Origin of the sequence: Klebsiella pasteurii (genome assembly GCF_018139045.1) — a bacterium.
Taxonomy (GTDB): Bacteria; Pseudomonadota; Gammaproteobacteria; order Enterobacterales; family Enterobacteriaceae; genus Klebsiella; species Klebsiella grimontii.
In genome coordinates this window covers 1,993,068-2,010,993 of the sequence record NZ_CP073236.1, presented here as the reverse complement: position 1 = coordinate 2,010,993, position 17,926 = coordinate 1,993,068, and the positions used below count along the sequence as shown (strand labels likewise).

Genomic DNA, 17,926 nt, shown 5'->3' with positions numbered 1-17,926 from the left:
CAGCTACAGCAACTTTAGGATGTCAGCAGGCTGTTATGTGACCGATGGTTTCAGCAGTCTGTGAAGAGCTAAAAAACGCGCGGTAGTTTGGGAATTAGACACTTTTAGTTTACTGATGATGTGACATTATGAAGAAAAAAATTGTTAGATTTTCGGCATTGGCATTAGCTATAGGGTTTTTATCGGGTTGTACAATCATGCCGGGCCAGGGATTGAATAGCCTTCGTAAGAATGTGGTTGAGCTGCCTGATAGCGACTACGATCTGGATAAACTGGTTAATGTTTATCCCATGACGCCGGGTCTGATAGATAAACTCCGCCCCGAACCCGTCATTGCTCGTTCGAATCCTCAATTAGATAGCCTGTTAAAAAGCTATGAATATCGTATTGGCGTTGGCGATGTGCTTATGGTTACTGTATGGGATCACCCTGAGTTGACAACCCCTGCGGGTCAATATCGTAGCGCAAGTGATACGGGCAACTGGGTAAACTCTGATGGGACTATTTTCTATCCATATATTGGCAAAGTTCAGGTCGCGGGTAAGACGTTAACGCAAGTGAGACAAGAGATTGCGAATCGCCTGACTACTTATATTGAAAGTCCGCAGGTTGATGTCAGTATTGCTGCGTTTCGATCGCAGAAAGTTTACGTCACTGGTGAAGTAACAAATTCCGGTAAGCAAGCCATAACAAACATTCCTCTGACAGTAATGGATGCAATTAACGCTGCGGGTGGTCTTGCGGCTGATGCCGACTGGAGAAATGTCGTCCTGACTCATAATGGTAAGGATACGAAGATTTCACTGTATGCACTTATGCAGAAAGGCGACCTTACACAGAATCACCTCTTATTCCCTGGTGACATACTTTTTGTTCCTAGGAACGATGACCTGAAAGTGTTTGTCATGGGCGAGGTCGGTAAGCAGAGCACGCTCAAGATGGATCGTAGTGGGATGACACTTGCAGAGGCCTTAGGGAATTCCGAAGGGATTTCTCAATCGATGAGCGATGCAACTGGTATCTTCGTGGTTCGTCAATTGAAAGGTGATAATCAAGGCAAAATCGCTAGTATCTATCAATTAAATGCTCAAGATGCTTCTGCAATGGTTCTAGGCACAGAATTTCAGCTACAGCCTTACGACATTGTGTATGTCACTACCGCTCCGCTGGTGCGTTGGAATAGGGTCATATCTCAGTTAGTCCCAACTATCACCGGAGTACATGATATGACTGAAACTGTACGCTACATTAAGAGATGGCCGAACTGATGTTTGATTCAATTCTAGTTGTGTGTACCGGAAATATTTGCCGCTCACCAATAGGTGAGCGCTATCTTCAGGTTGCTTTGCCTACTAAACGAATTAATTCAGCAGGTACTGGGGCATTAGTAAATCATGCTGCTGATGCCAGTGCGGTGAAGGTAGCTGAACAGCATGGTCTTTCACTAGAAGGTCATTCAGGACGCCAGTTTACATCTGCTTTAGCGCGCCAATATGATTTGATTTTAGTGATGGAACGCTCTCATATAGAACAGATAGGGAATATTGCACCTGAAGCAAGGGGGAAGATAATGCTGTTTGGACACTGGTTAAATCAAAGGGAAATCCCTGACCCGTATCGCAAGAGTGATGAAGCCTTCCTATCTGTATATAAGCTTATTGAACAGGCTGGTAAACTTTGGGCCGAAAAATTAGGTGCATAATTCAGGAATAATCGCATGTCATCAGTAATAAATAAATCTACATCTAAAGATGATGAAGGAATTGACTTAGGTCGCCTTGTTGGGGAAGTTATCGATCATAGGAAACTAATCGTTTCAGTAACATCCTTATTTACATTAATTGCACTATTATACGCAATTTTTGCTACACCCATTTATCAAGCAAATGCCCTTGTACAAGTTGAACAAAAACAGGCTAATGCTATATTAAATAATCTTAGCCAGATGCTTCCTAATAGCCAGCCACAATCTGCACCGGAAATAACATTACTTGGCTCGCGTATGATTCTTGGCAAAACTGTAGATGATTTAAATCTGCAAATACGAGTAAAGCAAGAATATTTTCCAATATTTGGGCGAGGTATGGCAAGGTTAATGGGAGATAAACCAGGGACGCTGTCAGTATCACGGTTATATATACCTGAATCAAATGGGGAAGATGTCCCTGAAATTCAATTAATAGTAATCGATAATAACAATTTTAAACTTGATATTGGTGATGAATCTTACGATGGTAAAGTGGGGGAGCTGTTAGACAAAGGTGGTATAACAATAAAAGTAGATGAAATTAAGGCGACACCAGGTGCTAAATTCTCAATTAAATACGTTAGTAGATTAAAGGCAATAACAGATTTACAAGAGGGCTTGGAAGTCGCCGATCAAGGTAAGGACACTGGAATGTTGGGTATTTCCTTGACTGGAGATAACTCACAACTTATTGAAAGAATAGTTGATAGCGTTAGCAATAATTACCTTGCCCAAAATATTGCAAGGCAGGCTGCTCAGGATGCGAAAAGTTTAGATTTTTTAAATGAACAATTGCCTAAAGTTCGAAGTGAACTAGATTTAGCTGAGGATAAATTAAATAAATACCGTCAGCAAAATGATTCCGTTGATTTGTCATTAGAAGCAAAATCAGTTCTTGATCAGATAGTTAATGTTGATAACCAGTTGAATGAATTAACATTTCGCGAGTCCGAGATATCTCAGTTGTATACGAAAGAACATCCAACGTATAAAGCTTTGATGGAAAAAAGAAAAACATTACAAGATGAAAAAACAAAGTTAAATAAACGTGTGGCAACAATGCCAGAAACTCAACAAGAAATACTAAGATTTAGTCGTGATGTTGAATCGGGGCGAGCTGTGTATATGCAGTTACTTAATCGCCAGCAAGAATTAAGTATATCTAAGTCAAGTGCTATTGGTAACGTCAGAATAATTGACAATGCGGTAACTGAATTAAAGCCAGTCAAACCAAAGAAAGTATTAGTTGTACTTATCGGTATTGTATTGGGTGGAATGGTCTCAATTGGTATCGTATTACTACGTGTCTACCTTAGGAGAGGTATAGAAAGCCCTGAGCAATTAGAGGAAGTGGGTTGTAATGTTTATGCAAGTATACCTGTTGCTGAATCCTACACTAACACCGTTTCACAAGCTAAAAAATGGGGTAAAAAGAGTAGTGATGAAAATCAAGGTTTTCTCGCGGTAGATAACCCCGCTGATCTTGCTATCGAGGCAATTCGTGGCTTACGTACAAGCTTACATTTTGCCATGATGGAAGCAAGAAATAACGTTCTGATGATTTCAGGTGCTAGTCCAAACGCAGGGAAAACATTTGTAAGCTCTAATTTAGCCGCAGTAATCTCGCAAACAGGTAAAAAAGTATTATTCATTGATACTGATATGAGGAAAGGTTATACGCACAAGCTCTTTCATGAGAACAACGAAAATGGGCTTTCCGATATATTAGTCGGAAAAATTGAACCTTATGCAGCCATCAAAAAAGTTACATCAGCAGGTTTTGATTATATCTCAAGAGGAATGGTTCCACCTAATCCTGCTGAGTTGCTAATGCATCGTCGCTTTGGCGAGTTAATAAATTGGGCAAGTGAAAACTACGACATTGTAGTATTAGACACTCCTCCTATTTTAGCAGTAACAGACCCTGCCGTGATTGGGCATTATGCGGGTACTACACTATTAGTTGCGCGCTTTGAACTAAATACTGTAAAAGAGATAGAAGTAAGTGTTAAGAGATTTGAGAATACTGGAATTGTAGTTAAAGGTTGTATTTTGAATGGTGTAGTGAAAAAAGCCAGTAGTTACTATGGTTATGGGTATAGTCATTACGGTTATACCTACAAGGATAAAAATTAAAAAAAAAAGTATATGTGGGACTAAGAAGGGTTCTGCATATACTTTATTCTAAACCTAAATATAATTATGAAAATTGATTTAATGGGTTAAGCGAATCGAAGAGAGGGCATTATGACGCTTATCGTCAGAAATATTATTGTCAGTATTGCTTTGGCAGTATCTGATTTTTTTTCGTTTGTAATTTCTTTGTATTTGGCTATAGGTGTTTTATCGCTCACAATGAGCGATTACGAAAAAATTGTGCCTAGTAATCAAATAGAAGGCTGGATTGCGCTTCATTGGCTTCTTGCTTTCTGTTGTGTCGGTTGGTATACCATAAGATTACGTCATTATTTTTACCGAAAAACATTTTGGTTCGAATTAAAAGAAATACTTCGTACATTAGTCATTTTCGCAGTAATAGAAATCGCCGTCATGGCATTTACTACCTGGTCTTTTTCACGTTTTTTATGGGTATTAACCTGGATATTCGTATTATTTCTAGTTCCTACACTAAGGATGATAACGAAAAGAGTGTTAGATGTTTTTGGTTTATGGCGTAGGGATACATGGATTATTGGTAGTAGTACAAATGCGATAGAGGCTTACAAAGCAATAAATAGTGAACGTAATCTGGGGTTAGTAATTGTAGGTTTTATTGCATGTGAAGGCGACACTAAAAGAGTTAGTGACATTGATGGCATACCGGTTTTAATGAACGATCTAAATTGGCTGTCAACGATTGATAAAAAAACTCAATTTATAGTCGCGGTTGAGTCATACCAAGGTGAAATACGCAATGCTTGGCTGCGAAACTTTATGATAAGAGGATATCGCTACGTATCGGTAATTCCGACTTTGCGCGGTATGCCGCTCGACAGCACTGATGTATCCTTCATTTTTAGTCATGAAGTGATGATATTTCGTGTGCAACAAAATTTAGCTAAAATGTCATCGCGGATTCTTAAACGTGTGTTTGATATATTTGGATCTTTATTTATTATTCTCATACTTTCTCCTGTTTTGCTATATATAAGTAGGAAAGTTAAGATAGATGGAGGACCTGCTATTTATGGACATGAACGTATTGGTAAAGGCGGTAAACCATTTAAGTGTTTAAAATTTCGCTCAATGGTAATTAACTCTAAGGAAGTCCTAGATGAATTATTGGCAACTGACAAAGAAGCAAAACAAGAATGGGACGCAACTTTTAAATTAAAAAATGATCCCCGTATTACAAAAATAGGCGGGTTTCTACGTAGAACAAGTTTAGATGAATTACCACAGTTATTTAATGTTCTGAAAGGTGAAATGAGTTTAGTTGGACCTAGGCCAATAATAACTGCGGAATTGGAAAGATATAACGATGAAGTTGATTATTATCTTCTCAGTAAACCTGGAATGACTGGTTTATGGCAGGTTAGTGGGCGTAGTGATGTCGATTATGAAACAAGGGTATATCTAGACGCATGGTATGTTAAAAACTGGTCAATGTGGAATGATATTGCCATTCTCTTTAAGACTATTGGTGTGGTATTGAAAAAGGATGGTGCATATTAAACCGCACTTAAAATTAGTTAATAAAGAGTTTTAATATGAAATACTATATTGCAATACCAACATATAATGGTGGGGAAATATGGAGATCAGCAGTCGCTAATATACAAAAATATGCGCCTGCTAATTTGCTGGTACACGTTATTGACTCCACAAGCAAAGATGATACCGTTGCCATCGCGGAAAAAGCGGGTTTCGATGTGCTCACTATAGCAGGCAGTGATTTCAATCATGGCGGTACAAGAAATCAAGCTGTTGAAAAGTATATTGAAAATTATGATGTAGTTATTTTTCTGACACAAGATGCTATCCCCCATCAGAATTTTATTGAGGAAATAATATCAGTATTTGCTGATGAGAGTATTGCATGTGCTTACGGACGGCAGTTACCTCATAAAGATGCTAATCCGCTTGCACGACACGCTAGAGGATTTAGTTATCCGGAAAAAGGATATATTTGTGGGAAAGAAAACATTCCAGAAATGGGATTGAAAACAGTATTTATGTCAAATTCCTTCTCAGCTTATAGGCTATCAGTCTTCAAAAAACTAGGGGGGTTCCCGTCAAACACTATTCTGTGTGAGGACATGTTTTACACAGCAAAAGCCGTTCTTTCTGGCTATAAGGTGGCTTATGCTGCAAAGGCCGAGGTACAACATTCTCATAACTACACACCATTAGAAGAGTTCAGACGTTATTTTGATATTGGTGTGTTCCATAAAGATGAACCATGGATTCGTCAAAGTATCGGAGGCGCTGGAGGAGAGGGGAAGAGATATTTGCTCTCGGAAATTAAGTTCCTGCTAAAAAATGCTCCTCATTGGATCCCTTTGGCATGCATAAATAATGTTATGAAAATATTAGGGTACAAGTTAGGACAAAAATATGAAAAGTTACCTAGAAAACTGATTAAATTATTTAGTATGCACAAGCGTTATTGGGATTTTTGAATTCTTAGGTAGTATCTTTCACATTGAGCTATTTTGATATTAGAGGGCAACATGAAAATAATTGTTACCGGTGGTGCGGGATTTATTGGTTCGGCCGTAGTGCGTCATATAATTAACGATACTCCAGACGAAGTAGTCGTTGTTGATAGTCTTACCTATGCAGGTAATCTAGAGTCATTGACAGATGTTGCTGACAGCCCACGTTTTAAATTTGAACAGGTGAGTATCTGTGACAGAGCAGAACTTGATCGGATTTTTAACGAGCAGCAACCACATGCTGTAATGCATTTGGCTGCTGAAAGTCATGTTGATCGCTCAATCGATGGTCCAGCCGAGTTTATTGAAACCAATATTATCGGAACCTATACGATGCTCGAGGCCGCTCGTTCTCACTGGAATCAGTTAGACGAGGAAGGAAAACAAAATTTCCGTTTTCATCATATCTCGACTGATGAAGTTTATGGAGATCTTCATGGAACTGATGATCTATTCACTGAGACGACTCCTTACGCTCCTAGCAGTCCCTATTCTGCATCTAAAGCGTCAAGTGATCATTTAGTACGAGCGTGGCTTAGAACCTATGGTCTTCCAACAATTGTGACTAATTGTTCTAATAACTACGGGCCATATCATTTCCCGGAAAAATTGATACCTTTGATCATCCTGAATGCATTAGACGGTAAACCACTGCCAGTGTATGGGGATGGTGGTCAGATCCGTGATTGGCTATATGTTGAAGATCATGCTCGTGCGTTATATAAGGTGGTTACCGAAGGTATTGTAGGTGAAACATACAATATTGGCGGGCATAACGAACGTAAAAATATCGATGTTGTAAAGACTATATGTCATCTACTTGAAGAACTTGTACCGGTTAAGCCTGCTGGGGTTGCACAATATACCGATCTCATCACATATGTTACAGATCGTCCTGGCCATGATATGCGCTATGCAATTGATGCCGATAAAATCTATAAAGAGTTAGGATGGAAACCACAGGAAACCTTTGAAAGTGGAATTCGTAAAACTGTTGAATGGTACTTGGCTAACGAAGTATGGTGGAGTCGTGTAAAAGATGGTTCCTACGCGGGTGAGCGCTTAGGTTTGTCTCGTTAATTTTTTAGGAAAAGAAGAAAATGAAAGGTATTGTTCTTGCAGGTGGTTCTGGTACTCGTCTTTATCCTATTACTAAAGGGACTTCGAAGCAGCTTTTACCTATTTATGATAAACCAATGGTTTATTATCCAATCTCTGTTCTGATGCTTGCTGGTATTCGCGATATTTTAATCATTTCGACTCCTGATGATATGCCTGGATTCAAGCGTTTGCTCGGGGATGGCAGTCAGTTTGGTGTAAAATTTAGTTATGCTATTCAGCCAAGCCCTGATGGCCTTGCACAAGCATTCTTGATTGGTGAAGAGTTTATCGATGGGGACAGTTGTGCGCTGGTTCTGGGGGATAACATTTACTTTGGTGAAAGTTTTGGACGTAAGTTAGAAACTGTTGTGCAACGAACAGACGGCGCGACTGTATTTGGCTACCAGGTAATGGATCCGGAACGTTTCGGTGTTGTTGAATTTGATGAAAGAAATCGGGCAGTGTCTCTCGAAGAAAAACCATCCGAACCAAAATCTAATTGGGCGGTTACGGGACTTTATTTCTACGATAAAAATGTTGTTGAAATGGCAAAGAAAGTTAAACCATCTGCCCGCGGTGAGTTAGAGATTACTACGCTAAATGAAATGTATCTTGAACTAGGCAATTTGCATGTTGAAAAATTAGGTCGAGGATTTGCGTGGTTAGATACCGGTACTCATGAGAGTTTACTTGAGGCCTCTCAATTCATCCATACAATTGAACAGCGACAGGGATTTAAAGTGGCGTGCCTTGAAGAGATTGCATACCGCAAAGGCTGGTTAAGCTCTGACGATGTATTAGCTCAGGCCAAGGTCCTAGGGAAAACTCAATATGGACAGTATCTCAAGATGCTGGTAGAGGAAAAATAATAATGCAAGTTCTTGATACGAAGATTAAAGATGTGAAAATTATTCAGCCAAAAGTCTTTGGTGATGCTCGCGGTTTCTTTCTCGAAACGTTTGAAAAAAATCGTTATAGAGACATGCTTAATTTAGATTTGGATTTTGTGCAAGATAATCATTCACGCTCATCTAAGGGAGTATTACGTGGTTTACATTTTCAGAAGCATAATCCGCAAGGGAAACTTGTACGAGTCGTACGCGGCACTGTATTTGATGTAGCGGTTGATATACGTAAAGATTCTCCTACGTTTGGCGAATGGCAGGGGGTAATTTTATCAGAGGATAATAAAACCCAATTTTGGATTCCGCCCGGGCTAGCGCACGGATTTGTTGTTATATCAGATATAGCGGATTTCGAGTATAAATGTACTGATTATTACACTCCTGAAAATGAGAGATGTTTGATCTGGAATGATCCAGATATAGGAATTGATTGGCCTATTGATAAACCTTTATTATCAGAAAAAGATAAAGCTGGTAAGCGACTGACGGAGCTTTTTGAATGAGAATACTATTAACTGGTTCAAATGGCCAATTAGGTCATTGTTTCATGGATAGGATCCCTGAAGATTGGCAAGTGATAGCAACTGATACTAAAGAGCTTGATATTACAAATTTTTCGAACGTTTCAAAATTTGTTGATGAGGTAAGACCAGATGTCATAGTAAATGCTGCAGCATATACAGCAGTAGATAAAGCTGAGACAGAAAAAGAGATCGCTAAACTTGTTAACGTTGATGGGCCTAAAAATTTAGCTGCGGCTGCTAAAAAAAACGGAGCAGTTTTAATTCATGTATCTACTGATTATGTTTTTGATGGCCAGCAAAAAGAACCTTATATAGAAAATGATTTAACAAATCCACTAAGTGTTTACGGCAGAACGAAACTTGAGGGAGAGAAAGTTGTTTTCGAACAAAACGAAAACTCTATTATAGTACGTACTGCATGGGTTTATAGTGAGTATGGCAACAACTTCGTTAAAACAATGGTCCGTTTAGCATCAGAGCGCGATGAAATTAAAGTTGTTGATGATCAGTATGGCAGTCCTACATATGCAGGTGATATTGCGTTTGCGATCATTTCATTAATAAGAGCAAAAGCTACGCCTGGAATTTATCATTATTGTGGTAATCAGGACATGAGCTGGAAGGACTTTGCTTCCCTGATAATTATGGAGGCAAAGAATATTAATATAATATGTAAAAATGTCAAGGTTCATTCCATTACAACTGATGAATATCCAACACAAGCGACGCGGCCGAAATTTTCGACTTTAAACTGTGATAAAATAAAACATTACGGTATAGAACTATCTAGTATTGAAAAAAACCTGCAAAAGGTTTTATATTTTATCAATAAGAAATAATATTTCGCATAATTAGGGTAAAATAATGGACTCTGAAATCGCTAAAAAAACAAAAGTGAGTGTTTATATATCAACGCATAATCGACTTGAACGATTAAAAAGAGCAATAAGATCAGTACTGTCGCAAGATTATGAGAATATTGAACTTTTAATATGTGATGATGCTTCAATTGATGGCACACAAGAATATATCATGTCACTTTGTCGTGAAGATAGCCGGGTCCGTTATTTTAGAAATGATGTAAATAAAGGTGCATGTGCCACAAGGAATTTAGGTATCTTTAATGCGTCAGGATATTTTATTACGGGCTTAGATGATGATGATGAATTTATGCCGAATCGACTAAGTACTTTTGTTAGTAATTGGGATGACAAATATTCATTTTTATCATGTGATTTTTATGATTGCTATAATAATATAAAAAGGAGATCACATTATAAGAGGAAAAACAAAGAGGTTTGTTATAATTACAAGGATTTACTTTTTGACAACATTGCATCTAATCAAGTATTCACATTGACAGAGCGTATGCGAGAAATAAACGGATTCGACGTCAGCGTGAAAAGATTACAAGATTGGGATACATGGTTAAGGTTGGCTCATCATTTCGGTATTTTCAAAGTTTTACCTGAGATTACTTATATTATGCATCATGATCATAGTCCGCATGAACAACGTGTTTCAAAAAATTATCCTTTTGCATTAGCGTTAAATGAACTCAGTCAGCGTAACTTAAACTTATATAATAATGATGAAAAGAAATTTGTTGATTATCTTGTGTCTTTAGAAAATAAAAAAGGGAAGTTATTAGATAGTGTGATATGGAGTATTAAAAGGAAACATGCAAAATACTCGATTAAATATTTACAACAGTTCTTCACAAAAAATAACCAAAGATGAGTTTGAGGTTTATATGTCAACGGAGTGTTTAGTAATAATTGTAACGCACAATAGCCAGAAACATATACAATGGTGTTTGGATGGGTTAGCTACATCTGAGTCAGACTTAAGTATAAAAATTGTGGATTCCGGATCGAATGATACTTCATATTTAGATAACCTATCGTGCAAACATAAGTTAGAAGTAATAAAAAAAGATAATATTGGATTTGTTAAAGGTAATAATCTGGTTTTACAAATGGGATTCCAATGTAAATGGACTTTATTATTGAATCCAGATGCTGCAATTGATGGTTCAAAATTAGATAAGTTATTAACTTTGGCCAATGAAACTGATAATGACGATATCGGAATTTTTTCGGTCCCTTTAATTCGTTATTCAATTGATCAAATGAAGGAGATGGATGTCTATGATTCTTTAGGTATAGCCGCAACATCTTATGGTAGATGGTATGATATTGGTTCAAGCGAGCCGCTAAAAAAATTAGATAGTAACCCATCTGAAGTTTTAGCTGTTTGTGGTGCGTTTATGCTTATACGTAATGATGCTCTTAAAGTATGTCTCGATAAATCTAATTCAATAGGATTTGAAAGTAGTTATCATATGTATAAAGAGGATATAGAATTGTGTCTCAGGTTTAGGAAATATAATTGGAAAGTAATGATGATCAATCACTTAAATGCATATCATTGCAGAGGGTGGAATAAACCTAGAGGAAAGATTCCTTTTTGGGCAAAGTATCATTCCGCAATTAATGATTTAGATCTTGCATTTAGATATAAAAAAATGCACATGCCATATGCAATTAGTAAGTATTTATGGGTAAATTTCGTAGAACGCTTTAAATTAATATAGATGGATAATTTATGCCTCACTTTTTTGATAATGAGTTGATATTGTTATATTTGCTTATCTCAATAATTTTATTGTTTTTGGCATCGATTAGTATCATCTCGAATAATAATAAATTAGATAATTTTACGTTGTTACTGGTGTTTATTTTAATCACACTATTTTATGGTCTTCGTTTTCCCGGGACAACCGATACAAAAATGTATTTGAATGAGTTTGATAGTTTATCAAATCTCGATTCCTTTTCCTGGGGTTGGGGGTTCTATGGATTGATGAAGATAATCTCTTACTTTGGTAAGTCACATGATCTTTATATATTCGCTTCGTCTTTATTTTTAACACTAAGTCTCTTGATATTTGTGCTCTATGCCTTTAAAGGAAAAGCATATAAGGCATTTGTATTTATCGCTTTTTTTTATAGCTGGGATGTGCTTGAGTTATCAACGAATGCTTACAGGCAAGGTGTCGCGGCTATAATTGCAGGGATAGCGTGCGTATTGTTTTACCGCAAAAAATTTATATTATCAGCAGCTCTGTTTTATGTTGCACTATCATTCCACTGGGGTGCAATTGTTGTTATATTGGCTTGTGTGTGCTCCTATTTATTTACTAATGAAAAAATAATTACTTATACTGGTCGAATTGCACTACTGATGTTTCTTCTTTCAGTTTTTATTAAAATTGATATCATGGGGATTGTTTATGAAAACGTGTCCTCACTTGGTTTTCTATTTAGTGGTGTAAATATAGCATCTAAGGCCGACGCATACCTTGCTGGCGGTGTTGAAGGTGCCAATTTCTATGATTTTAACATTCCCCGGCGACTGTATAATATATTAACAACAATCATCCCTTTGCTTTTATTTGTGCTATATACTTTAAACAAAGATAACAGGAAAGCTTTTTTTTCCGAAGTGAACTCCACTTGTATTATATCTCTCTTTGCTATTATGAGTGTTTATGGCGTATTGTTAATTTCCATGACTTGGTTTATGCGTAACTTTTACTGGAATACCTTTTTTTCATGCGCAATTTATCCTTTGTTTCTTGATTCAGTAAGTAAAAGTAATCCAAAAAAATTAACTAAATATACGATAGTATTAGCATCGTTTTTGTTGTTTCTATCATTCATAACAATGTGGCGTACTCCTTCAATATTTATATCCTATCCATAAAAGTTATTTTTCAGGTAAATGGGAGTGTAAATGAAATTTAAAAGATGGTTTTTATTATTTTTATTTCTGGCTGAAGCTCCGCTGGTTGTGCACGGTCAGGATATAAAATTTAACTACCTGGGGAAGCCAATTACGACTTTTGACGGATATTCACCTATTTATCTTAAAGGAGTATATGCCGCTAAGGATACCTTTGGAATGAGGCAAAATGCTGTTGTTGCATCTTTTAAAGCGAATTCCGGTAATCCATTTAGTTTCCCAATCCTAGGACTAAATTCTCTATATGATCTGACTCGGTACATGGATCGTGATTCAGTAGCTTTATATGCAGATAATACGGCGCCTAACTTCAAGTCATGGGAAATAATATCTGACGCCAAAATAACAGCCACTTCGATTGTTTCTGATTACATCGACAATCAAAAAGTTCAGCCGGGAATGATTATCGAAACTCAAAGTAACCCTAAATGGACTACATATGTAGTGTCTGTAACCAAGGGAAAAATAATCACAAGTGGTTGGGTTAACATGAAAACCAAACACATGGGTACACCAGATACAAATGTAATAATATTAAATCCATTAACCAAAATTTGGGCTGCTAATTTCAATATTACTCTTCCGAGTGATTCTCGAGCTATCAAAGGCGTCGTACAGGAGAATGGTGTCGTTAATAATAAGATAAAGTCGGGTATTGTAAACGGTGTTGATACTGTAATTCTACCATATTCAAAATTTGGTGGGGCTTCAGCTTATGTTGCAAGATCAGCAAATACAGGATTTAATCAACAATGGAATGCGGGATATTTATCATTAGGGAATAAATACAATTTTGTTAGTAGAAATACGAGTGTAAATAATTCTCTTGTCAGTTATCTTGATGCCTCCAATTCTGACATAGGTTTGCAGTTTTCAGGTAATAATAAAAAACAATCAATTGAATGGTTAAATGGTGAAAAGGTAACTGCTGCTATATCCCCTACCGGCCAATTGCAAAAAATAAATTACAAAACATCTACTATTACTAAATCTGCAAAGCTTACAGATGATAATGCAAGATATATATTCTTAACACATGAGAATATAATAGTGACATTACCAGACACTGATGACTTGATTGATGGATATACGCTTAAATTATCTTCTTTTGGTGATGGAGCTTACAAAATAAAATTTGAATCCAAATTGGCTATTAAGGGTAACGTTGATTTGAAAAATGATAATTGGAGTAAAGAGTTAATATACTTCGATAAGCAATGGTTTCTTAGTTAATTTATTATTTTATCTATTATAGGGTTTTTGTATGAAACTATTATTAGTTGGCAATCACACTTGTGGGAATCGTGGTGATGCTGCAATTCTTAGAGGATTGTTAAATTGCATCAGGGAAATTGATAGTGAAATTGAGATAGATATTATAAGCCGATATTCCATAAGCTCTTCATATTTATTGGGTGAGAGCATCAAGCAAGATACTTTATATTCTGACGCAAAAAAAACAAAAGGGGGAATATACGCTAAGGTTAGGTCAAAAATAAAAAGCATATTTTTACCATGGGTCCTTATTGCACATTGCCGTGAAAAGGGGATTCTTAGGTATATTAGTCTGCCGAAGCATATTACTAACTTTACTGAAAGCATAAAAGAATATGATGCCATTATTCAAGTAGGCGGCTCTTTTTTTGTTGATTTGTATGGCGCTGCACAATTTGAACATATCTTTTGTTCTTTATTAGCCAAAAAACCGATCTATCTAATTGGGCATAGCGTAGGTCCATTCGATAACAAAAATATTCAGAAAATTGCAAAATTTGCTTTTTCTAATGTAAATAATCTAATTTTGAGAGAAAGTATTAGTAAGGAGCTTATTGCTGATTATAAATTCGATATGGACAACGTGTCAGATGGTGTTGATACTGCTTTTTTAGTAGAAGGGACAAATTATTCTTCTTTCAACGATTACATCTGTCAGCATTGGTTAACCAAAATAAGAAACAGCAAATGTGTTGCCATGACTGTAAGAAAACTAGCTCCATTTGATAAACGACTCGGTGTAACTCAGGAACAATATGAATTTGCAATTGCTCGCGTAATTGACCATGTGATTAGTTTAGGATATCAAGTAATCATTTTTTCAACATGCACAGGAATTGAAAGTTATAATAATGATGATAGAATTGTGGCGCTTTCAGTTAAGGATAAAGTAAAAAACACTGAAAAAATTAGTGTTGTTATGGATGAGATTAATGATGCTCAGTTAGGTTTTCTTCTAAGTAAGTGCGAGTTTACAATTGGCACAAGACTTCACTCTGCTATTATATCAATGAATTTTGGGACGCCAGCAATAGCAATTAATTATGAGCATAAATCGAAAGGCATCATGCAATCACTATCTATGGATATTCTTTCTGTCAGTGTACAGGGACTATTCACTGATGAAGTGGTTAATAAAATTAATCACCTTCATAATAATTATGATGGCATCAATCATGATTTATCTCTTCAATTGAAAAGAGTCAAAAAAGAAGGGCGGGATATAATTTCCGAAGTTATTAAAGAAATTGGTGCGAAATGAAAATTTTATTTTTTTGTGTTAAATTCCCCTTGGCATCAGAAACCTTTATTTTAAATCAAATTATCTCTTTTATTAAGAAGGGATATGATGTCAAAGTGCTCTCAATTTATCCTGGCGATATGGATAAAATACATGATGACTATCTGGAATATGATTTAAAAAGTAAAGTGCATTATATTTTTGATGAAGATATAACATCAAAATCCAAATATTTTCAGTTTAGTAAAAGAGTACAATATAGCTTGAAGTCTTTTGCCTTGGGGAACATAAACTCGTTTAATTTTAATAAATATGGATTTTTGTCTTATACGCTTCTTCTTCCCGCTTTAATTGGTCGTGTCGCAAGTAGGATTGAAAGTGATTATATCATAGCACATTTTGGGCCGTGTGGAGTTTTAGCAAATTGTTTGCGGAGTTGTGGTGTTTTACATGGGAAAATAGTTACTGTTTTTCATGGTTACGATCTTTCAGCCACCAATTTGCTAAACAGATATAAAGGATTCTATAAGAGACTCTTTAATGATGGTGATTTGTTCCTTCCTGTGAGTCATGTGTGGGAAAGTAAATTAATCGAAATGGGATGTGATAAAGGTAAAATTTCTGTTATTAGAATGGGTATCCAGATTGAAAATTTTAGCTTTTATCCGCGCCCCTTTAGAAATGAACCATTGAAAATTATATCAGTATGTAGATTGACAGAGAAAAAAGGCCTGCGCTATGCAATTCAGGCGTGTGATATCTTGAATAAGAGTGGTTATAGATTTCAGTATGATATTGTTGGTTATGGAGAGTTAAATGCAGAACTTCAACAGCTCATCAGCAAATACGGGCTTGAAGATAAAGTAAATATTATCGGTTTTCAACCTCAGTCTGTGGTTAAAAAATTGTTGATGAAGAGTGATGTTTTTCTCCTACCCTCTGTTACTGCAAATAATGGTGATATGGAAGGTATTCCCGTTGCTTTAATGGAAGCAATGGCAATTGGTTTACCAGTTATTTCTACTTTTCACAGTGGAATTCCTGAACTAATTGAAAACGATGTTAGTGGTTGGCTATGTGATGAACGAGATTTTCAGGCTATTGCCAATATCCTAATTTCATTGTTAAAGGATCAAAAAGATCTGAAATATATTCAAGATAATGCTAGACGCAAAATCGAATTATCATTCAATCAGGAAAAAGAATACTCTCAAATGGCTAATCTCTTGGAGAGGCTTTCATGAGTGGATTGAGGAAGCAAGCTTCTTGGCTTTTGTTTTCCAACATATTTGCAGCAATACTTCAGATTATCCAAATTAGTGTGTTAGCCCGACATTTGGAACTACATGAGTTGGGTATGCTTGCGATCGTTAATTCAATTTTAATGATAGCAATGATTTTGCAAGATATGGGTATGAGTAGTTATATTATTCATAGACAAGATCTTAGTCGAGATGAACAAAGCACAATATATTGGGTTAATTTTATTTTAAGTATTTTGGCAGGGGGGATTGTTTTATTAGTTGCTTGGCCTTTAGCTAGATTTTATATGATGGATAAGCTTACTCCATTGGTCATGCTTTCAAGTATAAACTTTCTGTTTTTAGGTTCGCTTTCACAATATCAAGCTCATTATATCAAAGCAAAGAGGATGGTGTCTCTTTCCCAAATAGAAATGTCCGCAAAGACTCTCTCTTTTTTATTTGTTATATATGCAATATTGTATACAGAGTTAAGAACTTCGGCTGTTATTATCGGTCTCATTGTAAATGCCTGTCTCAGGTTAGCTTTTATGAGCTATTTTGGAGATAAAGATTGGAGGCCTAAATTTGTTTTCGAAAAAAACATTTGTAAAGGTGTCTTCAGTTATGGGATATACCAGCTCGGTTCTCAGATAATCAATCAGCTTAGAACTCAATTAGACGTAATTATTATTGGCAAAGTCCTTGGTGGTGATTCTTTAGGTTTATATTCTCTTGCAAAAGATTTGATTATGCAACCTTTGAAACTGATTACACCAGTTATAAATAGATTAGCACTACCTCGTTTTGCTGAAGCACAGCGTGATACTAATCTTCTAGAGACAGTATACTTAAAAGGGACTCTGTTAATAGTATCAGCCAGTGCAATATCGTTTGTCGGAATTTTTATCTTTTCTCCTATAATTATTTTTATTTTGTATGGAGAGCAGCGTATGACAATAATGACTTTATTACCTTATATGTTGCTTTTTGGAATGTTGAGACCAATGGGGGGATTAACTGGCGCGATAGCTCAAGCCAACGGAAGAACCAATGTTGAATTCAAGTGGAATATAATAGCAGGTATTGTAGCATTATGTTTGTCAAGCTCAATATTTTTATATTCCTCTCTATGGTATGTCTCTCTGGTGCTATCGATTACTCAAATAATAATAACTTTTCTTGTATATCCATTTTTTGTTAAGCCAATAGTAAATTCAAATTTCTCTTCTTACCTTCTAAATTGGATGCCGGTTTGTTTGTTGTTTATTGTTATTGTAATATTGATTCAGAATTTTAATTTCTTTGTTTATCCTTTTTGGTAATTTTTTTAAAGATAAATATCTTATTAATTTATTTCATAGTGTTATTGTATCGTTTTTACATTAAAAATAATTTTGCCCTATCCATATTACTAGCTTTGCGCTA

Annotated in this window: 16 protein-coding genes; all 16 read left to right on the top strand. The window is 36.0% G+C overall.

The window, feature by feature from the left end; genetic code table 11:
• The first annotated feature begins 128 nt into the window (after positions 1–128).
• The 16 genes from KCG39_RS09455 to KCG39_RS09380 all read left to right on the top strand — a co-directional run bounded on the left by KCG39_RS09455 (position 129) and on the right by KCG39_RS09380 (position 17,823).
• Positions 129–1,268 carry a polysaccharide export protein gene (locus tag KCG39_RS09455; RefSeq protein ID WP_112167129.1) on the top strand — a complete coding sequence of 380 codons (1,140 nt, stop codon included), beginning with the start codon at positions 129–131 and terminating at the stop codon, positions 1,266–1,268.
• Positions 1,268–1,702, top strand: a complete 435-nt coding sequence (locus KCG39_RS09450; protein ID WP_049080040.1) for an arsenate reductase/protein-tyrosine-phosphatase family protein — start codon at positions 1,268–1,270, stop codon at positions 1,700–1,702. The genes KCG39_RS09455 and KCG39_RS09450 overlap by 1 nt, the downstream gene beginning before the upstream one ends.
• A gap of 15 nt (positions 1,703–1,717) precedes the next feature.
• Positions 1,718–3,883, top strand: a complete 2,166-nt coding sequence (locus tag KCG39_RS09445) for a polysaccharide biosynthesis tyrosine autokinase (protein ID WP_112167131.1) — start codon at positions 1,718–1,720, stop codon at positions 3,881–3,883.
• Positions 3,884–3,994: 111 nt separating this feature from the next.
• Complete coding sequence (gene wbaP, locus KCG39_RS09440; protein ID WP_112167133.1) at positions 3,995–5,422, top strand: undecaprenyl-phosphate galactose phosphotransferase WbaP; 1,428 nt, start codon at positions 3,995–3,997, stop codon at positions 5,420–5,422.
• A 35-nt stretch (positions 5,423–5,457) separates the two neighbouring features.
• Entirely contained in the window at positions 5,458–6,369 is a 912-nt protein-coding gene (locus tag KCG39_RS09435) for a glycosyltransferase family 2 protein (protein WP_112167135.1), read from the top strand.
• A 51-nt stretch (positions 6,370–6,420) separates the two neighbouring features.
• Positions 6,421–7,485, top strand: coding sequence for a dTDP-glucose 4,6-dehydratase (rffG, locus tag KCG39_RS09430; RefSeq protein WP_142468545.1), 1,065 nt, complete (start codon positions 6,421–6,423; stop codon positions 7,483–7,485).
• Between the two features lie 20 nt (positions 7,486–7,505).
• Positions 7,506–8,375 (top strand): glucose-1-phosphate thymidylyltransferase RfbA, encoded by an 870-nt coding sequence (gene rfbA, locus KCG39_RS09425; protein ID WP_112167138.1) that lies wholly within the window; start codon positions 7,506–7,508, stop codon positions 8,373–8,375.
• 2 nt (positions 8,376–8,377) lie between these two features.
• Entirely contained in the window at positions 8,378–8,914 is a 537-nt protein-coding gene (gene rfbC, locus KCG39_RS09420; protein ID WP_112167140.1) for a dTDP-4-dehydrorhamnose 3,5-epimerase, read from the top strand.
• Complete coding sequence (rfbD, locus tag KCG39_RS09415; RefSeq protein ID WP_112167142.1) at positions 8,911–9,774, top strand: dTDP-4-dehydrorhamnose reductase; 864 nt, start codon at positions 8,911–8,913, stop codon at positions 9,772–9,774. Before rfbC ends, rfbD begins: the two co-directional genes overlap by 4 nt.
• A 25-nt stretch (positions 9,775–9,799) precedes the next feature.
• Positions 9,800–10,675, top strand: a complete 876-nt coding sequence (locus KCG39_RS09410; RefSeq protein ID WP_112167144.1) for a glycosyltransferase — start codon at positions 9,800–9,802, stop codon at positions 10,673–10,675.
• Positions 10,617–11,531: a glycosyltransferase gene (locus KCG39_RS09405; RefSeq protein ID WP_227635292.1), complete on the top strand. Its 915-nt coding sequence runs from the start codon at positions 10,617–10,619 to the stop codon at positions 11,529–11,531. The genes KCG39_RS09410 and KCG39_RS09405 overlap by 59 nt, the downstream gene beginning before the upstream one ends.
• An 11-nt stretch (positions 11,532–11,542) precedes the next feature.
• Complete coding sequence (locus KCG39_RS09400; protein ID WP_112167149.1) at positions 11,543–12,703, top strand: EpsG family protein; 1,161 nt, start codon at positions 11,543–11,545, stop codon at positions 12,701–12,703.
• Between the two features lie 30 nt (positions 12,704–12,733).
• On the top strand, positions 12,734–13,975 hold the full coding sequence (locus KCG39_RS09395) for a hypothetical protein (protein WP_211811590.1): 1,242 nt from the start codon (positions 12,734–12,736) through the stop codon (positions 13,973–13,975).
• Positions 13,976–14,006: 31 nt separating this feature from the next.
• Positions 14,007–15,278 (top strand): colanic acid biosynthesis pyruvyl transferase WcaK, encoded by a 1,272-nt coding sequence (wcaK, locus tag KCG39_RS09390; RefSeq protein WP_142468547.1) that lies wholly within the window; start codon positions 14,007–14,009, stop codon positions 15,276–15,278.
• A complete protein-coding gene (locus tag KCG39_RS09385) occupies positions 15,275–16,501 on the top strand; it encodes a glycosyltransferase (protein ID WP_112167155.1) in 1,227 nt (408 codons plus the stop codon). Before wcaK ends, KCG39_RS09385 begins: the two co-directional genes overlap by 4 nt.
• Positions 16,498–17,823, top strand: coding sequence for an oligosaccharide flippase family protein (locus KCG39_RS09380; protein WP_123829114.1), 1,326 nt, complete (start codon positions 16,498–16,500; stop codon positions 17,821–17,823). The genes KCG39_RS09385 and KCG39_RS09380 overlap by 4 nt, the downstream gene beginning before the upstream one ends.
• Positions 17,824–17,926: the final 103 nt, after the last annotated feature.